Origin of the sequence: Ruegeria sp. Ofav3-42, from assembly GCF_022347725.1 — a bacterium.
Lineage (GTDB): Bacteria > Pseudomonadota > Alphaproteobacteria > Rhodobacterales > Rhodobacteraceae > Ruegeria.
The window spans coordinates 1-15,012 of record NZ_JAKRGB010000006.1; the positions used below are offsets into that span (position 1 = coordinate 1).

At 57.8% G+C, this 15,012-nt stretch carries 16 protein-coding genes and 1 tRNA gene; 11 read left to right on the plus strand and 6 right to left on the minus strand.

Annotated elements, in window-relative coordinates:
• Positions 1-512: 512 nt before the first annotated feature.
• The 4 genes from MHN28_RS10285 to MHN28_RS10300 all read left to right on the plus strand — a co-directional run bounded on the left by MHN28_RS10285 (position 513) and on the right by MHN28_RS10300 (position 4,429).
• Positions 513-1,265: an allophanate hydrolase subunit 1 gene (locus MHN28_RS10285; protein WP_239338700.1), complete on the plus strand. Its 753-nt coding sequence runs from the start codon at positions 513-515 to the stop codon at positions 1,263-1,265.
• Complete coding sequence (locus MHN28_RS10290) at positions 1,265-2,263, plus strand: biotin-dependent carboxyltransferase family protein (RefSeq protein WP_239338702.1); 999 nt, start codon at positions 1,265-1,267, stop codon at positions 2,261-2,263. The genes MHN28_RS10285 and MHN28_RS10290 overlap by 1 nt, the downstream gene beginning before the upstream one ends.
• Positions 2,264-2,275: 12 nt before the next feature.
• Positions 2,276-3,037, plus strand: a complete 762-nt coding sequence (locus tag MHN28_RS10295) for a LamB/YcsF family protein (RefSeq protein ID WP_239338704.1) — start codon at positions 2,276-2,278, stop codon at positions 3,035-3,037.
• Between the two features lie 144 nt (positions 3,038-3,181).
• Positions 3,182-4,429 carry a hypothetical protein gene (locus MHN28_RS10300; RefSeq protein ID WP_239338706.1) on the plus strand — a complete coding sequence of 416 codons (1,248 nt, stop codon included), beginning with the start codon at positions 3,182-3,184 and terminating at the stop codon, positions 4,427-4,429.
• Between the two features lie 59 nt (positions 4,430-4,488).
• On the opposite strand, the gene MHN28_RS10305 is transcribed toward MHN28_RS10300, so the two are convergent.
• Positions 4,489-5,874, minus strand: a complete 1,386-nt coding sequence (locus MHN28_RS10305; protein WP_239338708.1) for a D-alanyl-D-alanine carboxypeptidase family protein — start codon at positions 5,872-5,874, stop codon at positions 4,489-4,491.
• Positions 5,875-6,156: 282 nt separating this feature from the next.
• Positions 6,157-6,858: an HAD family hydrolase gene (locus MHN28_RS10310; protein WP_239338710.1), complete on the minus strand. Its 702-nt coding sequence runs from the start codon at positions 6,856-6,858 to the stop codon at positions 6,157-6,159.
• Between the two features lie 93 nt (positions 6,859-6,951).
• On the opposite strand from MHN28_RS10310, the gene clpS reads away from it, so the two are divergent.
• From clpS to hemF, 4 genes are read left to right on the plus strand one after another with little or no spacing between them, the layout of a single operon-like run.
• A complete protein-coding gene (gene clpS / locus MHN28_RS10315) occupies positions 6,952-7,293 on the plus strand; it encodes an ATP-dependent Clp protease adapter ClpS (RefSeq protein ID WP_239338712.1) in 342 nt (113 codons plus the stop codon).
• A gap of 30 nt (positions 7,294-7,323) precedes the next feature.
• Positions 7,324-8,289 carry a class I SAM-dependent methyltransferase gene (locus MHN28_RS10320; RefSeq protein WP_239338715.1) on the plus strand — a complete coding sequence of 322 codons (966 nt, stop codon included), beginning with the start codon at positions 7,324-7,326 and terminating at the stop codon, positions 8,287-8,289.
• Positions 8,290-8,326: 37 nt separating this feature from the next.
• A complete protein-coding gene (locus tag MHN28_RS10325; protein WP_239338718.1) occupies positions 8,327-9,127 on the plus strand; it encodes an SDR family NAD(P)-dependent oxidoreductase in 801 nt (266 codons plus the stop codon).
• A 5-nt stretch (positions 9,128-9,132) separates the two neighbouring features.
• Entirely contained in the window at positions 9,133-10,017 is an 885-nt protein-coding gene (hemF, locus tag MHN28_RS10330; protein ID WP_239338720.1) for an oxygen-dependent coproporphyrinogen oxidase, read from the plus strand.
• A gap of 4 nt (positions 10,018-10,021) precedes the next feature.
• Here the strand turns inward: hemF and MHN28_RS10335 are convergent, their stop codons facing one another.
• A complete protein-coding gene (locus tag MHN28_RS10335; RefSeq protein WP_239338722.1) occupies positions 10,022-10,432 on the minus strand; it encodes a hypothetical protein in 411 nt (136 codons plus the stop codon).
• A gap of 188 nt (positions 10,433-10,620) precedes the next feature.
• Between MHN28_RS10335 and MHN28_RS10340 the strand changes: the two genes are divergently transcribed.
• Both MHN28_RS10340 and MHN28_RS10345 read left to right on the plus strand, forming a co-directional pair.
• Positions 10,621-11,133 carry a toxin-activating lysine-acyltransferase gene (locus tag MHN28_RS10340; protein ID WP_239338724.1) on the plus strand — a complete coding sequence of 171 codons (513 nt, stop codon included), beginning with the start codon at positions 10,621-10,623 and terminating at the stop codon, positions 11,131-11,133.
• Position 11,134: 1 nt separating this feature from the next.
• Entirely contained in the window at positions 11,135-12,046 is a 912-nt protein-coding gene (locus MHN28_RS10345) for a Hint domain-containing protein (RefSeq protein ID WP_239338726.1), read from the plus strand.
• Here the strand turns inward: MHN28_RS10345 and modC are convergent.
• The 3 genes from modC to modA are packed head-to-tail and all read right to left on the minus strand — an operon-like array spanning position 12,043 to position 14,580.
• Complete coding sequence (gene modC, locus MHN28_RS10350) at positions 12,043-13,140, minus strand: molybdenum ABC transporter ATP-binding protein (protein ID WP_239338728.1); 1,098 nt, start codon at positions 13,138-13,140, stop codon at positions 12,043-12,045. The genes MHN28_RS10345 and modC overlap by 4 nt on opposite strands.
• The gene (gene modB / locus MHN28_RS10355; RefSeq protein WP_239338730.1) at positions 13,137-13,829 is read right to left on the minus strand and encodes a molybdate ABC transporter permease subunit; all 693 of its coding nucleotides are present in this window, start codon (positions 13,827-13,829) and stop codon (positions 13,137-13,139) included. Before modB ends, modC begins: the two co-directional genes overlap by 4 nt.
• A 4-nt stretch (positions 13,830-13,833) precedes the next feature.
• Positions 13,834-14,580, minus strand: a complete 747-nt coding sequence (modA, locus tag MHN28_RS10360; protein WP_239338732.1) for a molybdate ABC transporter substrate-binding protein — start codon at positions 14,578-14,580, stop codon at positions 13,834-13,836.
• Positions 14,581-14,815: 235 nt separating this feature from the next.
• Between modA and MHN28_RS10365 the strand changes: the two genes are divergently transcribed.
• Positions 14,816-14,891 (plus strand) — tRNA-Val (locus MHN28_RS10365).
• Positions 14,892-15,012 lie beyond the last annotated feature (121 nt).

Here is a 15,012-nt window from a genome sequence, read left to right on the forward strand (position 1 = left end):
ACCAGACCGTTGCGCCAATCCCTCAGCGCGCCCGCCTACTCAGTCCCTCAAGATGCCCCCGGTCTCTCCCGAGCGTCTCCGCCGCTTCCGCCGCGTCCCGAGCGCCTCAGCAGCGCCGGTGAAGGGGGTTCTAAGGATAACCGCATACCTCCGCAACCGAAAAATGACGCCTTGAGCGATTTTTTTGCATTTTCTGAATTTTTAATGTTACTTCAATAGGTTAATGACACCCGCTGGCCGCCTAGAAGCTCAAATCAGACCGCTCTCGGCCGAAGAAGCCCTTACCCTTACTGCGTCGCATTCAAGCCCCACGCTATATATAGTTCAACGCCCTCACCCGACCACAAGACTCGACCGAGTCGCCATTGCCCCACTGAATCGGATTTGGGAAAATTTCCGACTCAGGGAAGCGTTTCGGGTTCACAGAGAAGACATCTCCTAACCCCGACTCTTGCGCATTCGCGCAGGATGCTGTGAGGTCGCCAATTAGAGATGCCCAGGCTAGCCGCAATATGATATCCGAACACGCAGACACTTTTCCTCGCATTAGCACAGTTGGTTTTGACGGCCTTCTGATTTCCTTCGCCGATACGATGGCCGAGCCGTCGAACCGGGCAGCGCTGGCTTTTCGAGGTGCAATCGATTCAGCCTCGTGGGACGGAATTCTCGAAACCTCCGCATCTCTGGCATCTGCCTACGTCCGGTTCGACCCAGACACGTTATCCCACGCCGAAATCCGGGATCGCGTGCAGTGCCTTTTGAAACAACAAGACTGGTTTGAGGCACTACTGCCCTCCGGCCGCAGACTATGGCGCGTCCCGACGGTTTACGGAGGAGAGCTTGCTCCACAATTGGAGGAGGCTGCGGCAACCGCGGGACTGGACCCGGCCGAGGCTGTAAGGCGGCTTAGTGAATCGAGGGTTCGCGTATTGACCATCGGCTTTGCGCCCGGTCAGCCGTATCTCGGCCCGCTCGGGCCAGAGTTCAACATTTCACGGCTGAAGGAACTGACACCAATGGTGCCCGAGGGTGCTTTGGTTCTGGCCATTTCCCAGTTCGTGCTTTTCTCGGGGCCCACGCCGACCGGATGGCGGCACGTCGGTCAAACGGCTTTTCGCTGTTTCCGTCCCGAAGCAGCGCAGAGTTTCGCGTTAAGACCGGGCGACGAGATGCAATTCCTATCAGTGTCCCGCGACGAGTTAGAAGCCATCCGTGCCAATGACGCGGAAGGATCAGGCGGCGCCACCTGTGAGGAGATCGTGTGATGAGCTTGATCGTCCACCGCATCGGTCCGGCTTGTACGATTCAGGATCAAGGACGTGCTGGATATCTGGATCAGGGATTGTCCCGATCCGGGGCCGCCGATTTGCTTGCTTTGCACGAAGGCGCAGCGTTGTTGGGTCAAAGCCCCGAGCTTGCGGCGCTGGAGATGGCGGGCCTGGGTGGAGAATTCGAAGCGACACAACCTATGAGCATCGCTGTGACCGGTGCAACTATGCAGGCCAGTATCGATGGATCGCCAATGGTTTGGAACGCCTCTCACCATATGGAAGCGGGTCAGCGACTGACGATTGGCGCTGCAACGCGGGGTAACTATGGCTACCTGCATGTAGGCGGGGGCATTGCCTCCGAAGAATTCCTAGGGTCCCGCTCGGCGCATTTGACGGCCAAAATCGGTCAGGCCGTTCAGTCCGGGGATACGTTGCCTGCCCGGGGCGGGTCCGGCACAACCGGTATGAAGCTTCGCTCCGATGACCGGTTTTCAGGTGGCGTTCTGCGTGTGATCGCCAGCTTTCAGACCCCATTGTTCGACACGGACACTCTTGACCGTTTTACCCAAACCGAATTTCAGCGCGGCAGCAGGGCCAACCGGATGGGCATGCAGCTGGACAACGATGGTGAAGGGTTCGCTGCCAAAGGGCAGTTGAACATATTGTCCGAAGTCATCACCCCCGGCGACATACAGATGACCGGCACGGGGAACCCATTCATCCTGTTACCCGAGTGCCAGACCACCGGTGGCTATCCCCGCATCGCGACCGTTCTGCCCTGCGACCTTCCACGTGCCGCGCAGACACCAACCGGCGCAAAGGTTAGATTTCAATTCGTGTCGCTGGACGAGGCCATAGCGCTGCAAGCCGCCTACAAGGCAGAGCTGGTCAGGCTGCCCGCGCGGATCGAACCATTGGTCCGTGATCCGCATGACATCCCGGACCTGTTGTCCTACCAATTGATAAGCGGAATGATCTCTGCCAACGACTAAGGAGTACTGCCGATGCCTAGCGTCGATCTGAATGCCGATATGGGAGAGAGCTTTGGCCCCTGGAATATGGGGGATGACGAAAGCCTGCTAAAGATCATCACTTCTGCCAATATCGCTTGCGGTTTCCACGCGGGGGATTCGGATGTCATGGCAAAGACAATGACCTTGGCGGCCGAGAACGGCGTCGGCATAGGGGCGCATCCCGGATTCCTCGACTTGCAGGGATTTGGCAGGCGCAACATGAAAGTGCCTCATGACAGTCTGCGTAATCTTGTGCGTTACCAACTGGGCGCTGCCCAAGGTATGGCGTCGGCCGTAGGCACGAAAGTGCGTCATCTAAAGCTACATGGGGCGCTGGCAAACATGTGCTCGGTCGACATTGACATGGCGCGCGCCTGTTACCAGGGCGCCTTGGATGTCGATCCTGATATCATCATAATGGTCCTGGCTGTCACCGAACAGGAAGAGGCCGCGCGCGAGCTGGGCTGCAAATGGGTCGGAGAGATATTCGCTGACCGCGCCTACAATGACGATGGCACTCTGGTAGACCGCAGTTTGCCCGGTGCAGTCATCCATGATCCCGAAATCGCCGGGCCACGCATCCTGAACATGGTTCGAGAAGGTGCCATCATCACCGAGAATGGCCAGCGTTTGGAAACATCCATCGACACTATTTGCCTTCATGGCGACGGTCCCACTGCGGTCCAGATTGCCCGCTCGGTCAGGGAGAACCTGATAGACGGCGGTGTCGAAGTGACAAAATTCATTCGTTAGACAGGCGATCGTAAGCACAACGGCCCACTTTCTTACTGTTGCCTGCACGGGCTTCAGCGCCTAGCATGCCCGCAAGTGCATGTTCTGAATACCACAATTCCAAGCAACGCCATGCCAGATTGGCATGGGCAAGGAGGTTGGCCAATGTCTTTTGATCTAAAGTCTTACGAACCGCGCGGTGACAAGAAGAACTCGGACTTCTTCAACGAATACCTGCCTAAGATCTATGAACGCCGCAACAGCTCGGGCGTGGCCGATCAGGTCGGTCCTATGCGGGCAATCGTGATACAGGTTGAAGCAGACGCTGTGTTCGACACTCTGCTCGAACTTTATGTCATGACGCCCTACCGGCACACGGCCAGTTATCTGGGTCAGACACACAGGTTTTCGGTGATGCATTCGCATGCCGACTACCCAGCGATGATTGTGATGGCACCGCTGAGCCCGGCATTTGAGGACTTTATCCCTCGTATCAACCGCATGTACCCACTGGCCCGCAATACGCCTCAGACCCGATATGTCGGAGAGGTGTTCGGCGCCACAGACCTGAACACCCTGAGCAAAACGCTTGAGGGTCAGAACATCCGGTTCGAATACAAGGGCGATACCGAGAACCCGTTCTATACGATGGACGGGTTCCGCTTTACGACCCCGTCTGATTTCACCTGCAACAGAGTTGGTTATTCGACGCTGGACTTCAACGACCCTGATAGTTTGGGCCTGGGCGACCGGGTTTTGTTGAGCGATGACGAACAGGCGCGGCTGGATCAAGCTGCAGCTTTCGGTGCGGATACCAAGATTGCGCCCCTGATGCTGGGCATCGACCATCTGGCAACACGTATTCTGGCGGGTGAGCGCGAGGACGCGATCCTCGAGTTTCTGACGATGGTCCCCTACTACTTCTGGGGCGCGTACAACATCTTCGACATGAACTCGTCGACCAATGTGAACCGGAACGCGAATGTCGATGACGACAAGAAATCCCCCGCCAAGGTCTTCACTGCCAACAACACGCCATCCTTTGTGAACTCGTTTGAACAACTGCCCATGCCGACTGAGGACTTCGTGCGCAACTTTGGGCGCCGCCTGCACCATATGGCTGTCGAGATTCAGGATGGCGACCATAACGCGGGCGAAAAGAACGTCGATTTCGTGGTCAACACGCTGAAGGACAAGGGCGTGCCCTTCCTCGCCCATGTGGTAGGCGAGTGTAAGGACGACCCGAACCTCAAGCAGATCTTCTCGAAACACTCAAAATACACCCTGTTGATCACCGAGTATATCGAGCGCTGTCACCACTATGACGGGTTCTTCACCAAGGACAACGTGGCGGCCCTGACTGCTGCGGCCGGTCAGGATGAACAGTACGAACACGGCCACGTCTTCGACTGACAAAAAAAGGCTGCGAGTTGCCTCGCAGCCCAGATCCGTTCAGGAGAGTATGTCGGGCCTTATGACGGCCCGATCATGAAACAAGTGACATTCCGGGCTTGCAACCTGCGACAGGCCAGATCGGCCTGTTCGCGGGTCATGCCCTGAAATGTCGCGTCAAAGCCGCGCGAGCTTTGGTTCACCTTGCGCAGCGTTCCTTCCAGAGTGGTCATTTCCGATAGGGCTGTTTTCAACAGGATCTTCTCAGCCTCGTATCGGGTGGTATAGCGACCCACGTTGACGCCCCACAGGCGTCCGCCAGATGTGGACAAGCGAGTGACGATTTCTTGTTCGGGTTCGGGCTGTGCTGCCGGATCGGTTGAGGCCAGAACCAGATCATCCGGGCGCGCAGCGGGTCGAGGCGCGTCACCTTCATTAGATGGCTGAATGTCTGCTGCCGCGATGGCCGCGGCGATTCCGTCCTTGATGCGAGTACCATTCTTGGCGGCCGTCTCTGCAACGGTGCCCGCAACCTGAACCGCAGCACCCGGTCCGGGGCGCAGAACTGGGCGCAGGCTGGACTTAGGCGCGATGGTCAGTGCAGCAACAGTTGCGCCCAAACCTGCGTTTCCGGCATAGCTCGGGCGGGCCGGTTTACGGATCGGCGCGCGCGATGGGGCACGACGGAATCCCATGTCCAACAGCTCAGCCACTTTGGCGTTGCGCGACGCGCCGGACTTACCGCCAAAAACAGTGGCGATTATGCGTTCGTCCTTACGCTTGGCCGATGCAACCAGGTTGAAGCCCGCCGCCCGCGTGTAGCCGGTTTTGATTCCGTCCGCGCCTTTGTAAGCGGCCAGCAGGCGGCGGTTCGTGTTGGGAACGGTTTTGATTCCCGCATGCGTCGACTGGCGCGAGAACAGGTTGTAATACTGCGGGTAATCGTACAGCAGATGGCGCCCCAGCGTGGTCATATCCCGCGCTGTCGACAAATGGCCCGATTCCGTCAGGCCGTGCGCGTTCTTGAAGGTCGTCCGGCTCATGCCCATGGATTTGGCAGTGCGCGTCATGCGGCGCGCAAAGGCGGCCTCGGACCCGCTGAGCGCGATCCCGATGGCTGTCGCCGCGTCATTGGCAGACTTCACCGCAGCCGCGCGGATCAGGTAGCGGAATGCAATCGTCTGCCCGGTACGCAGGCCCAGTTTCGAGGGGGGTTCGGACGACGCCTTCTTCGTGATTCGAACCGGTGTGTCCAAGGTGATCTCGCCATTTCGCACTGCTTCAAACGCAATGTAGAGCGTCATCATCTTGGTCAGTGATGCCGGATGCAGCCTTGTATCTGCGTTACGAGAATGCAGAACCTCTCCGGTTCGTGCGTCGATAACCATCGCCGCATACGGTGCGGCCATCCCTTGCAACGGCGCAAAGGAGAGCAGCCACAAGAATGCTATAAGAAATAAGCCCATTCGGGCCGGAACTGTCCGCCGAACCTGCACGATCTTTGCCTCTGTCTACCTCTGGCCGCCGGGTTTTCCCGGTCAGCACCAATTTTGTTTTATTACCCCTAACGGTATCACAGAGACCCAATGAAATAAACCGAAAGCGTGCAATTTCGCCGTTTCGTTATTCCCTGCGCATGACACCACATATGGGTCACAAGGCGCAGCGAACCACTAAATCAACAGGGTCGATCCACGGAAATACCTGACTTCAAGTCGTTTTTCGAAAACTGCGGCCAATTAGCAACATCAACTCAGGCGCTGAACATACTCCGCTAAATCACCCAAATCCCGCAGCTCTTTATAGCGTGGATGATCCGCCGGAGTCTCGGCCTTCTCGATTTCCCAGACCAGCCCATGCGGAACATAGACGCCCCAGCACCCGGCCTGAATCGGTGCAACAACGTCTGACCGCATCGAATTGCCCACCATCATTGCTGTTTCCGGGCCCTCACCATGCCGCACAAAGATGTCGCGGTAGGTTTGTTCCGATTTCTCGGACACGATCTCGACCTCGTCGAACAGATCGCCAAGGCCAGACTGCGCCAGTTTTCTTTCCTGATCGATCAGATCGCCCTTGGTGATCAGAATCACCCGATGAGTGGCGGCCACTGCTTCAACTGCATCGCGCGCGTGGGGCAAAAGCTCGATCGGATGGGCCAGCATGTCCTGCCCGGCCTCAATCAATTGCCGGACAACCGAGGCCGGAACACGATCTTCGGTCACTTCGATTGCGGTTTCGATCATCGACAGGGTAAACCCTTTGATTCCGTACCCGTAGTGCCGAATATTGCGCTTTTCCGCCGCCAGCAGCCGGTCCATCAGGTGGTCGCGATCGGCGTGATCAGCCAGCAATTCGGCGAAATGTGCCTGTGTTAGCTGGAAAAACCGCTCATTATGCCATAGGGTATCATCCGCATCGAACCCAATAGTAGTCAGCGTTTTTTCCATTTCGATTACGTCCTGCTGGCTCTTTTCTCTGACCCTCTGCACGTTATATAACCGTCCAGACAAACCGAAGCCTGAATCGGACAAAGGCGCGCAATGACTGAACACCAATGGATGATGTCTGACAAACCGGACGACGAAGGTGACCCTTCGCTGTTGGTGCAGACGCGCCCGAAAACCAAGCGCCCGCCTTTGTACAAAGTGCTGCTGCTGAATGACGATTACACCCCGATGGAATTCGTGGTGCATGTGCTGGAGCGGTTCTTTGGCATGACCCATGCCGAAGCATTCGAGATCATGCTGACCGTTCACAAAAAAGGTGTCGCGGTTGTTGGCGTCTTCAGCCATGAGATCGCAGAGACCAAAGTGGGCCAGGTCATGGACTTCGCCCGCAGGCACCAGCACCCCCTGCAATGCACAATGGAACGTGAAGAGTAAGGTTAATCGACCGCTCTTCCGGAATAGCCGATGTCCCCTCGCCTTGAACTTGCTCTGCAAAGCGGCCTTGAGCTGTCGCAGCCGCTAACCGCACTAGGGCCAACTCTGGCCAGTGATCTGTCGGCATTGCCGCGCGACACGCAAGTGGTGCAGCCGTTCAAGCCGTTTCACGACCACTTTGCCCAACAGGGCTTTGCGGCCACGCCGGAATCCCATGATCCTTGTCAGGATGCCATCGTGATCCTGCCCCGCGCCAAGGCTCTGGCGCGCAGTATGGTGTATCAGGCCTGTCAGCGGGCGAGTGGGTTGATCGTCGTCGACGGGGCCAAAACCGATGGGGTGGACAGCCTTCTGAAAGACATCCGCAAACGCGTTGATGTCGAAGGACCTATCGCCAAAGCTCATGGAAAGATTTTCTGGTTCCGGTCCGCGCCTGAAGCGTTCGCCGACTGGGCCGCGCCCGAAGCGCAGACGGTCGACGGATTTCGCACCGCGCCTGGTGTGTTTTCCGCTGATGGAATCGACCCGGCTTCGGCACTGTTACTAAAATCACTGCCCGACAAGCTGGGTGCCCGGATCGCCGATCTTGGCGCAGGTTGGGGGTATTTGTCGGCGGGAGTACTCAAGACTGCCAACCCGCGCACACTGCACCTGGTCGAAGCTGACCACATCGCCCTGACCTGCGCACGCACCAATCTTGCTGATACCTGTGCTCAGTTTCGCTGGGCCGACGCCGTTACCTGGAACGCGCCGGAACCGCTGGACGCGGTGGTCATGAATCCGCCGTTTCATACCTCGCGCGCTGCCGACCCGGAATTGGGTAAGGGCTTTATCAAATCCGCAGCCCGAAACCTGACCCGCAGCGGCAATCTGTGGTTGGTCGCAAATCGCCACCTGCCCTACGAGGTCACGCTGGCCGAAAGTTTTGCACAGGTTCAGGAAGTGTCCGGCAACAATCGGTTCAAGGTGTTTCACGCCTCTCGCCCTCGGCGGTGATCCCGGTTAACCTGCGCCTCAAATCAGGAGACACCGCATGTCCTTTTCCATCGCCGGCAAGACAGCCATCGTCACAGGCAGCGCCAACGGCGTCGGGCTGGCCATCGGGCGCCATTTCGCGGATTCCGGAGCCAACGTCATGTTCGCCGACATGGACGAAAAGCGTTTGGCCGAAGAGTTGGGCGAACAGGCGGACGACAGCAATATCAGGTTCTTCGCTGGCGACCTGCGGGAAAAGCTGACCATCGCCAACTTGCTGTCGGCGACTCTGGATGCGTTTGATCAGGTGGATATCCTGATTAATGGCGCGCGGCAGGTGATCCCGTCCGATCCGCTGGACACCGAAGACGATTCCATGCGCACATTGCTCAATCAGAACCTGATGCCTGCGCTGCGTCTCAGCCAGGCAGTGGCCAAACGCATGATCAAACAGGCGGGTGACGATGACGACAGTCCTGCCGGGTCGATCATAAACTTGTCCTCGATTGCAGCGCGGCGCACCCATCCGGACCTGATGGCCTATTCCGTGTCCACGGCTGCACTGGATCAAATGACCCGTTCGCTTGCGGTGGCACTGGCCCCCAACCGTATTCGCGTCAATTCCATCGCGCTGGGATCGGTGATGAGTGCGTCGCTGCAGTCCACCTTGAAAGAGAACCGGGATTTCCGGGACGATATAGAGAAACACACACCTCTGGCCCGGATCGCGGCCCCGAATGAACTGACCGAGACTGCGCAGTACCTGGCCTCAGACGCGGCCGGGTTCATCACCGGACAAATCCTGACAATTGACGGTGGCCGCACCCTGCTGGACCCCGTCGCAGCCCCTGCACACTAATCCCTATGTTTGATACAGAAAAAGCAACCGCCGCCGCCTGGTTCCGCCAACTGCGCGACGAAATCGTCGCCGCCTTCGAGACGCTGGAAGACACACACGAAACCGGACCCTTCGCAGATGCCGAACCCGGGCGGTTTGAGGTCAAGGAAACCAAACGCCAATCGGATGACGGATCCGATGCGGGCGGTGGATTGATGTCCGTGATGCGTGGCGGACGGGTATTCGAGAAGGTCGGTGTGAATGTCTCAACCGTATACGGAACCCTGGGCGAGCGCGCGCAGCAGGCAATGGCGGCGCGCAAAGGCATCCCGGGGATGACCGAAGACCCGCGTTTCTGGGCCTCGGGCATTTCTCTTGTTGCCCACATGCGTAACCCGCATGTTCCGGCCGTCCACATGAACACCCGCATGTTCTGGACCCCGCACGCATGGTGGTTTGGCGGCGGGTCGGATCTGAACCCCTGCATCGAATACGATGAGGACACGTCGCATTTCCATGCGACCCAAAAGGCGCATCTGGACCCGCATGGCCCGGGTCACTATCCCCGCCTGAAGGACTGGGCGGACGAATACTTCTATATCCCGCACCGCAAGCGCGCCCGTGGCGTGGGCGGGATCTTTATGGATGACTATTGCACCGGAGACTGGGCAGCGGATTTCGCGCTGACTCAGGATATTGGTCGCGCGTTTCTGCCCGCCTTCCTGCCACTGGTCGAAAAACGCCGGGTACAGAGTTTTGGAGAGGCCGAGAAAGACATGCAACTGGTGCACCGGGGTCTCTACGCCGAATACAACCTCGTTTACGATCGGGGTACGAAATTCGGGCTGGAAACCGGCCATGATCCGGATGCCGTTCTTATGAGCCTGCCGCCCATGGCCAAATGGATCTGATGACTTACCTGAACCCGAAGTCCATGAAGTTGTCCCAGCAATAACCTTGTGCGGACCCCGCAGACATGTTCTCGCCCACACGCTTCACGGTGATAGAATAGCCAGGAGTAGTGTCGACGCCTTCGGGTGGGTTTAAAGAGAACTCGACTGTGCGGGTCTGTTTTTCATACGCACGGGTAATATAGATGCGCTGCGTTGCCTTGGTTCTGAGTGTGCGGATTGCAAAATCACCAATACCGCACCAATAAGAAACTGGGGCCGAGGAACCGCTGACCGCGACTTGGTAGGCGCCGTTGTTCAAGGGTGTCACCGTAGTTTGAAAAGCAGGGTAAACACCGACGCCAAACCCGATTCCCTGCGCGAATCCCGGCCAAAGCGCCACCGATACAACGGCTGCCATTTTCAAAACTCGCATGGTCGCAATACCCTTTTTTGAAACAAAACTTTCCTAGGATCATAGTGAGCCGTCAGGCTGAGTAAAGTCGTGGCACATCGGTCTTGGATTTGACCATGAACGCCCCAGACTGTACCCACGTAGCCAATAAAGTATCATTCGGGCGATAAGAAACTAGAATCCAGAGTAGTACTAGGCAGGGGATAGTATTGAGCAAAGCGTTTCCTAAAGACTGGTTTGATATCCCGTCAGAAAAATACGCGGATTTCGGAACTATGTTCTATTTGGCGGGTCTGACTAAAACGCATCAGAAACGCAGTCTCGCTCAGGTTCTTTATGCCTTCGAAACTCCGCTCCGGTTGGGGCAATACCACATCTTTCGGCAAAACGGCTTCCCACGCGGGTTCGTAACATTCGCTGGGCTCAGCCCAGAGGCAGAGTACAGATATGCAGTCGAGGAAAAACCACTGACCGATAAAGATTTCACCAGTGGCAACTCATTCTGGATCATAGATCTGGTTGCTCCGTTCGGACAAACCAATCAGATTGTAGATATGCTGAAGAAAAGCATCCCCCATCCGCGGGTCCGTACGAACCGGATGGACAGTGATATGTCGCGGAACAGAATTGTCGAATGGGCGCGCGACGATGCGGGCGAAGTACATATGCAGTTGTATCGCAAGCAAGAGTTCGAGCGGATTCTGGCGAGAGAGGGCCTGTAAAATGGTTTCGATCACCATCACGGGCGACACAACCGGCAATGTCACCGGCGACCCGCCAAACCAGGAGACAGGCGACCTGGTTTTGGATAGCAACGTTACCATTCTTTCGCAGGAATGGGATATCTCATCGCAACCAGCTTTCGGAACCGCCAGCATCCTGCCTAACGGAGAATGGACCTATACGGTCGACCCAACTTTCTTCGATAGTCTCGATTTTAACGAGACCGTCGAGGATACATTCACAGTTCAGGTGACGGGCGAATACAGTGGTTTTTTTGGGCCAGTAGAGTTCGTACGTGAGCAGAATATTACGATCACGATCGAAGGAGTCTGCTTTACAGCAGGTACCTTGATCGACACAGAGGAAGGCGCGCGACGGATCGAGAGCCTTTCGGTTGGCGACTATGTGCTTACCGAGGACAATGGCCCGCAACCGATCCGTTGGATCGAAAGCAGCGCCCTGCCCCCAGACCGATTACGCGACAACCCAGCCATGCGCCCGGTTCGGATCAAAGCGGGTAGTCTGGGCGCGGGGCAGCCGGAACGAGATCTGTTGGTGTCACAGCAACACCGCATTCTGGTCAGTGGGCCGAAGGTCGAACTGTTGTTCGGCGCGCCCGAAGCTCTGGTTGCGGCAAAGCATCTTTGTTCATGGCCGGGTATCGCAATTGAAACCACAGACGATCCGGTCGAGTATTTTCACATCCTGCTGGACAATCACGAGATACTGACGGCCGATGGAGCATTGGCCGAAAGCCTGTTTCTGGGCGAAGAATCCCTATACACCCTGTCATCAGACGCATTGCAGGAGCTTGCCGCCATCTTCCCTGATACTCCTGCCTCAGACGGCATGAGCTTTGGACGGGCCGCCCGCCTGATCCTGCGTGAATTCGAGGCGCGCGCGCTGACTTAATGTCCGCCCAAGTGCCCACCAACGTCCTGAGGCGCCAACGCAACCGTTTTGATCACCGCAAAGCACGGTTTACCGGGGGCCAATCCCAGTGAGGCGACCGAACGCCGGGTGACGCGCGCCAGAACGCTGCCAGCAGGCGTTTTCACCGACACAATTGCCCCCGGCCCTTCACCCGCACGGATTGTGTCAACGGTGCCCGACAAAACGTTCAGAGCGGATAGCCCCTCGGGGCGTTTGCTGGACAGGATGACCTCCTGGGCCGGAATACGGATGCGCAACTCTTCAGCAACCTCATGCGGAATGCGCGGCAGAAACAGCTGCGCGCCACCCGCATCCAGTTCTGTCAGCCCGTCCGAATGATGCTTTGCGACCCGAACCTGAAGCACAGCACCGACCGCCCGAACACCGGCCGGTGCGACCGACGGGTCCGCCAGAACCTCCGACGCCGGACCGTGCCTTAGCGCTTTGCCGTCCTGCAACGCCACGACCGACGTGGCTAGTCGCGCGACCTCGGCTGCCGAATGGGTGACGTACAGAATCGGGACCGAGATTTCATCCCGCAATCGCTCGAAATAGGGTAAAATCTCAGCCTTTCGCGCGTCGTCCAAAGCCGCCAGCGGTTCATCCGCCAAGATCAGACGCGGGCTGGCCAAAAGGGCGCGACCAATGGCTACGCGTTGTTTTTCGCCACCAGACAATCCCGCAGGACGGCGATCCAGAAGGTGCCCGATTCCCAGCATTTCGATCACTTTGTCCGGGTTTTCACGCCGAGCACCCCTTGGCGCAAACCATCGCCCATAGAACAGGTTCTGGCGAACGGTCAGATGCGGAAACAGACGGCCTTCCTGGAAGATATAGCCCAACCGCCTTTTGTGTGGCGGCAACCAGAGGCCCCGATCCGTGTCGAACAGGTCCCATCCATCTACTGCCACCCGCCCGGCTTTTGGTCTCAGCAGACCCGCAACCGCGTTGACGACGGTCGTTTTACCCGATCCTGATCGCCCGAACAGAACCGTTACGCCTGGCGGGGCGTCAAAGCTGAGGTCCAGCTTGATGTCGGGCAGATCATGCTGAAGGTGCACGGACAGGCTCATGATCCGGCCACCCGCGCCGCTACGCGCCGCCCGACAAATTCCGATAGCAACAGTGCCCCCATGGCGATCACGATCGAGATCACTACCAACCGAGTCGCCGCTGCTTCGCCCCCCGGCACCTGCAGGAACGCGTAGACGGCAGACGGCAACGTCTGGGTCTGACCAGGTATGTTTGAGACAAATGTGATTGTGGCACCGAACTCTCCCATCGCCTTGGCAAAGGCAAGGATCGCACCAGCGATGACGCCAGGCAGGATCATGGGCAACGTGACCGTGGCGAACACAAGCGGACGTGAGGCACCAAGCGTCGCCCCTGCCTGCTCGAGCTTGGGGTCGACAGCCTCAATCGACAGACGGATAGCCCGCACCATAAGCGGGAAAGCCATAATCCCGGCAGCTAGCGCCGCCCCGGTCCAGCGGAATGCGACGACGATTCCGAATTCGGCCAGCAGTTTGCCCAGCGGCCCCTGAATTCCGAAGGTCAGAAGTAGCAGATAACCGGTCACCACCGGCGGCAGGATTAATGGCAGATGCACCAAACCGTTCAACACCTGCCGCCCCGGAAACCGCCAGCGCGCCAGCGCATAGGCAACAAACACACCGAATGGCAATGTCACCAGGGTGGCCCAAAACGACACGCGCAGCGACAGCTTCAGCGCCTCCAACTCTGCAGGTCCCAGCCAGCCCATGCAGTTACCTGTTCGGCAGGGCAAAACCCTGCTTTTCAAAAACGGCCTGGGCGGTCTCAGACTGCAGATGTGTCAGAAAAACCTGCGCGTCCTGATCGCCCGCCTTCGTCACGGCCACGGGATAGATAATGGGAGGGTGCAAGTCGGATGGGAAATCCGCAACAACACGCACCCTGCCCTCGACCTGCGCATCGGACCGGTAGACGATCCCCAACGGCGCGGCCCCTGCCGCGACCAGCGCCAGCGCTGCTCGAACGTTGTCGGTCTGCGCGATCTGACTCTGCACGCCTTTCCAAAGCCCCAGGCTTTCCAGCGCCGCCTTTCCGTAAATCCCTGCCGGCACAGCGTCGACCAGAGCCATGGCCAGATACCCTCCGTCCAGCGCCGAGCTCAGATCGACCTCGGGGCTCATCTCGCCGAGATCCGAACGATCAGCGCCGCCGATGAGAACCAGCCCATTGCCCAGAAGGTTCACACGGGTATCCGTGTCAATAAGGTCCTGTTCTTCCAGAACATCCATCCAGTCTTCATTAGCCGAGATGAACAGGTCCGCAGGCGCGCCCAACTGAATCTGTCGCGCCAAGACGGACGAAGCCGCATATGACACGGTCACTTCGTTGCCTGTCTCTTGTTCGAAATTGGCTGCAACCTCGTCCAATGCATTTTTCAGGCTGGCAGCAGCAAACACCAATATCCCCTCGGCCCCCGCGCGAAGCGGAGCCAGCGTCAATACGCCCAGGACCAGGACCACGATCAATAATCGGCGCGCGTGGGGCAGGATCTTTCGACTCCCGACTGGAAAGTTTCAGTTTGTTTGGGGATATCTGAGGCGACAGGTGACACGCAAGCGACTTTGCAAACATCGGCAGTGCTGAAAGCCCGCACCGCCGGTCAAACTGGGTTCGGCGATGAAATCAATTTCTAACAAAGAATTTGTGTCAGACCCTCTTGCGCCCAGGCGCAGGCTTGGCTACATGCACCGTCACGGGTGATTAGCTCAGTTGGTAGAGCGCTTCGTTTACACCGAAGATGTCGGGAGTTCGAGTCTCTCATCACCCACCATTCTCCTCAGAGATATCGCAGGACCTCGCATTGCGCGGGATGCCACTTTGCAACCGATTGCAAGTCTGATGCAATAATGCATAGTGTTTTCACCATGAAATCACGTATCAGTCATACCCCG

Coding starts and splice junctions, on each gene's coding strand:
- MHN28_RS10285 (WP_239338700.1), top strand. CDS start 513: ATGATATCCGAACACGCAGACACTTTTCCTCGCATTAGCACAGTTGGT.
- MHN28_RS10290 (WP_239338702.1), top strand. CDS start 1,265: ATGAGCTTGATCGTCCACCGCATCGGTCCGGCTTGTACGATTCAGGAT.
- MHN28_RS10295 (WP_239338704.1), top strand. CDS start 2,276: ATGCCTAGCGTCGATCTGAATGCCGATATGGGAGAGAGCTTTGGCCCC.
- MHN28_RS10300 (WP_239338706.1), top strand. CDS start 3,182: ATGTCTTTTGATCTAAAGTCTTACGAACCGCGCGGTGACAAGAAGAAC.
- MHN28_RS10305 (WP_239338708.1), bottom strand. CDS start 5,874: ATGGGCTTATTTCTTATAGCATTCTTGTGGCTGCTCTCCTTTGCGCCG.
- MHN28_RS10310 (WP_239338710.1), bottom strand. CDS start 6,858: ATGGAAAAAACGCTGACTACTATTGGGTTCGATGCGGATGATACCCTA.
- clpS (WP_239338712.1), top strand. CDS start 6,952: ATGACTGAACACCAATGGATGATGTCTGACAAACCGGACGACGAAGGT.
- MHN28_RS10320 (WP_239338715.1), top strand. CDS start 7,324: ATGTCCCCTCGCCTTGAACTTGCTCTGCAAAGCGGCCTTGAGCTGTCG.
- MHN28_RS10325 (WP_239338718.1), top strand. CDS start 8,327: ATGTCCTTTTCCATCGCCGGCAAGACAGCCATCGTCACAGGCAGCGCC.
- hemF (WP_239338720.1), top strand. CDS start 9,133: ATGTTTGATACAGAAAAAGCAACCGCCGCCGCCTGGTTCCGCCAACTG.
- MHN28_RS10335 (WP_239338722.1), bottom strand. CDS start 10,432: ATGCGAGTTTTGAAAATGGCAGCCGTTGTATCGGTGGCGCTTTGGCCG.
- MHN28_RS10345 (WP_239338726.1), top strand. CDS start 11,135: ATGGTTTCGATCACCATCACGGGCGACACAACCGGCAATGTCACCGGC.
- modC (WP_239338728.1), bottom strand. CDS start 13,140: ATGAGCCTGTCCGTGCACCTTCAGCATGATCTGCCCGACATCAAGCTG.
- modB (WP_239338730.1), bottom strand. CDS start 13,829: ATGGGCTGGCTGGGACCTGCAGAGTTGGAGGCGCTGAAGCTGTCGCTG.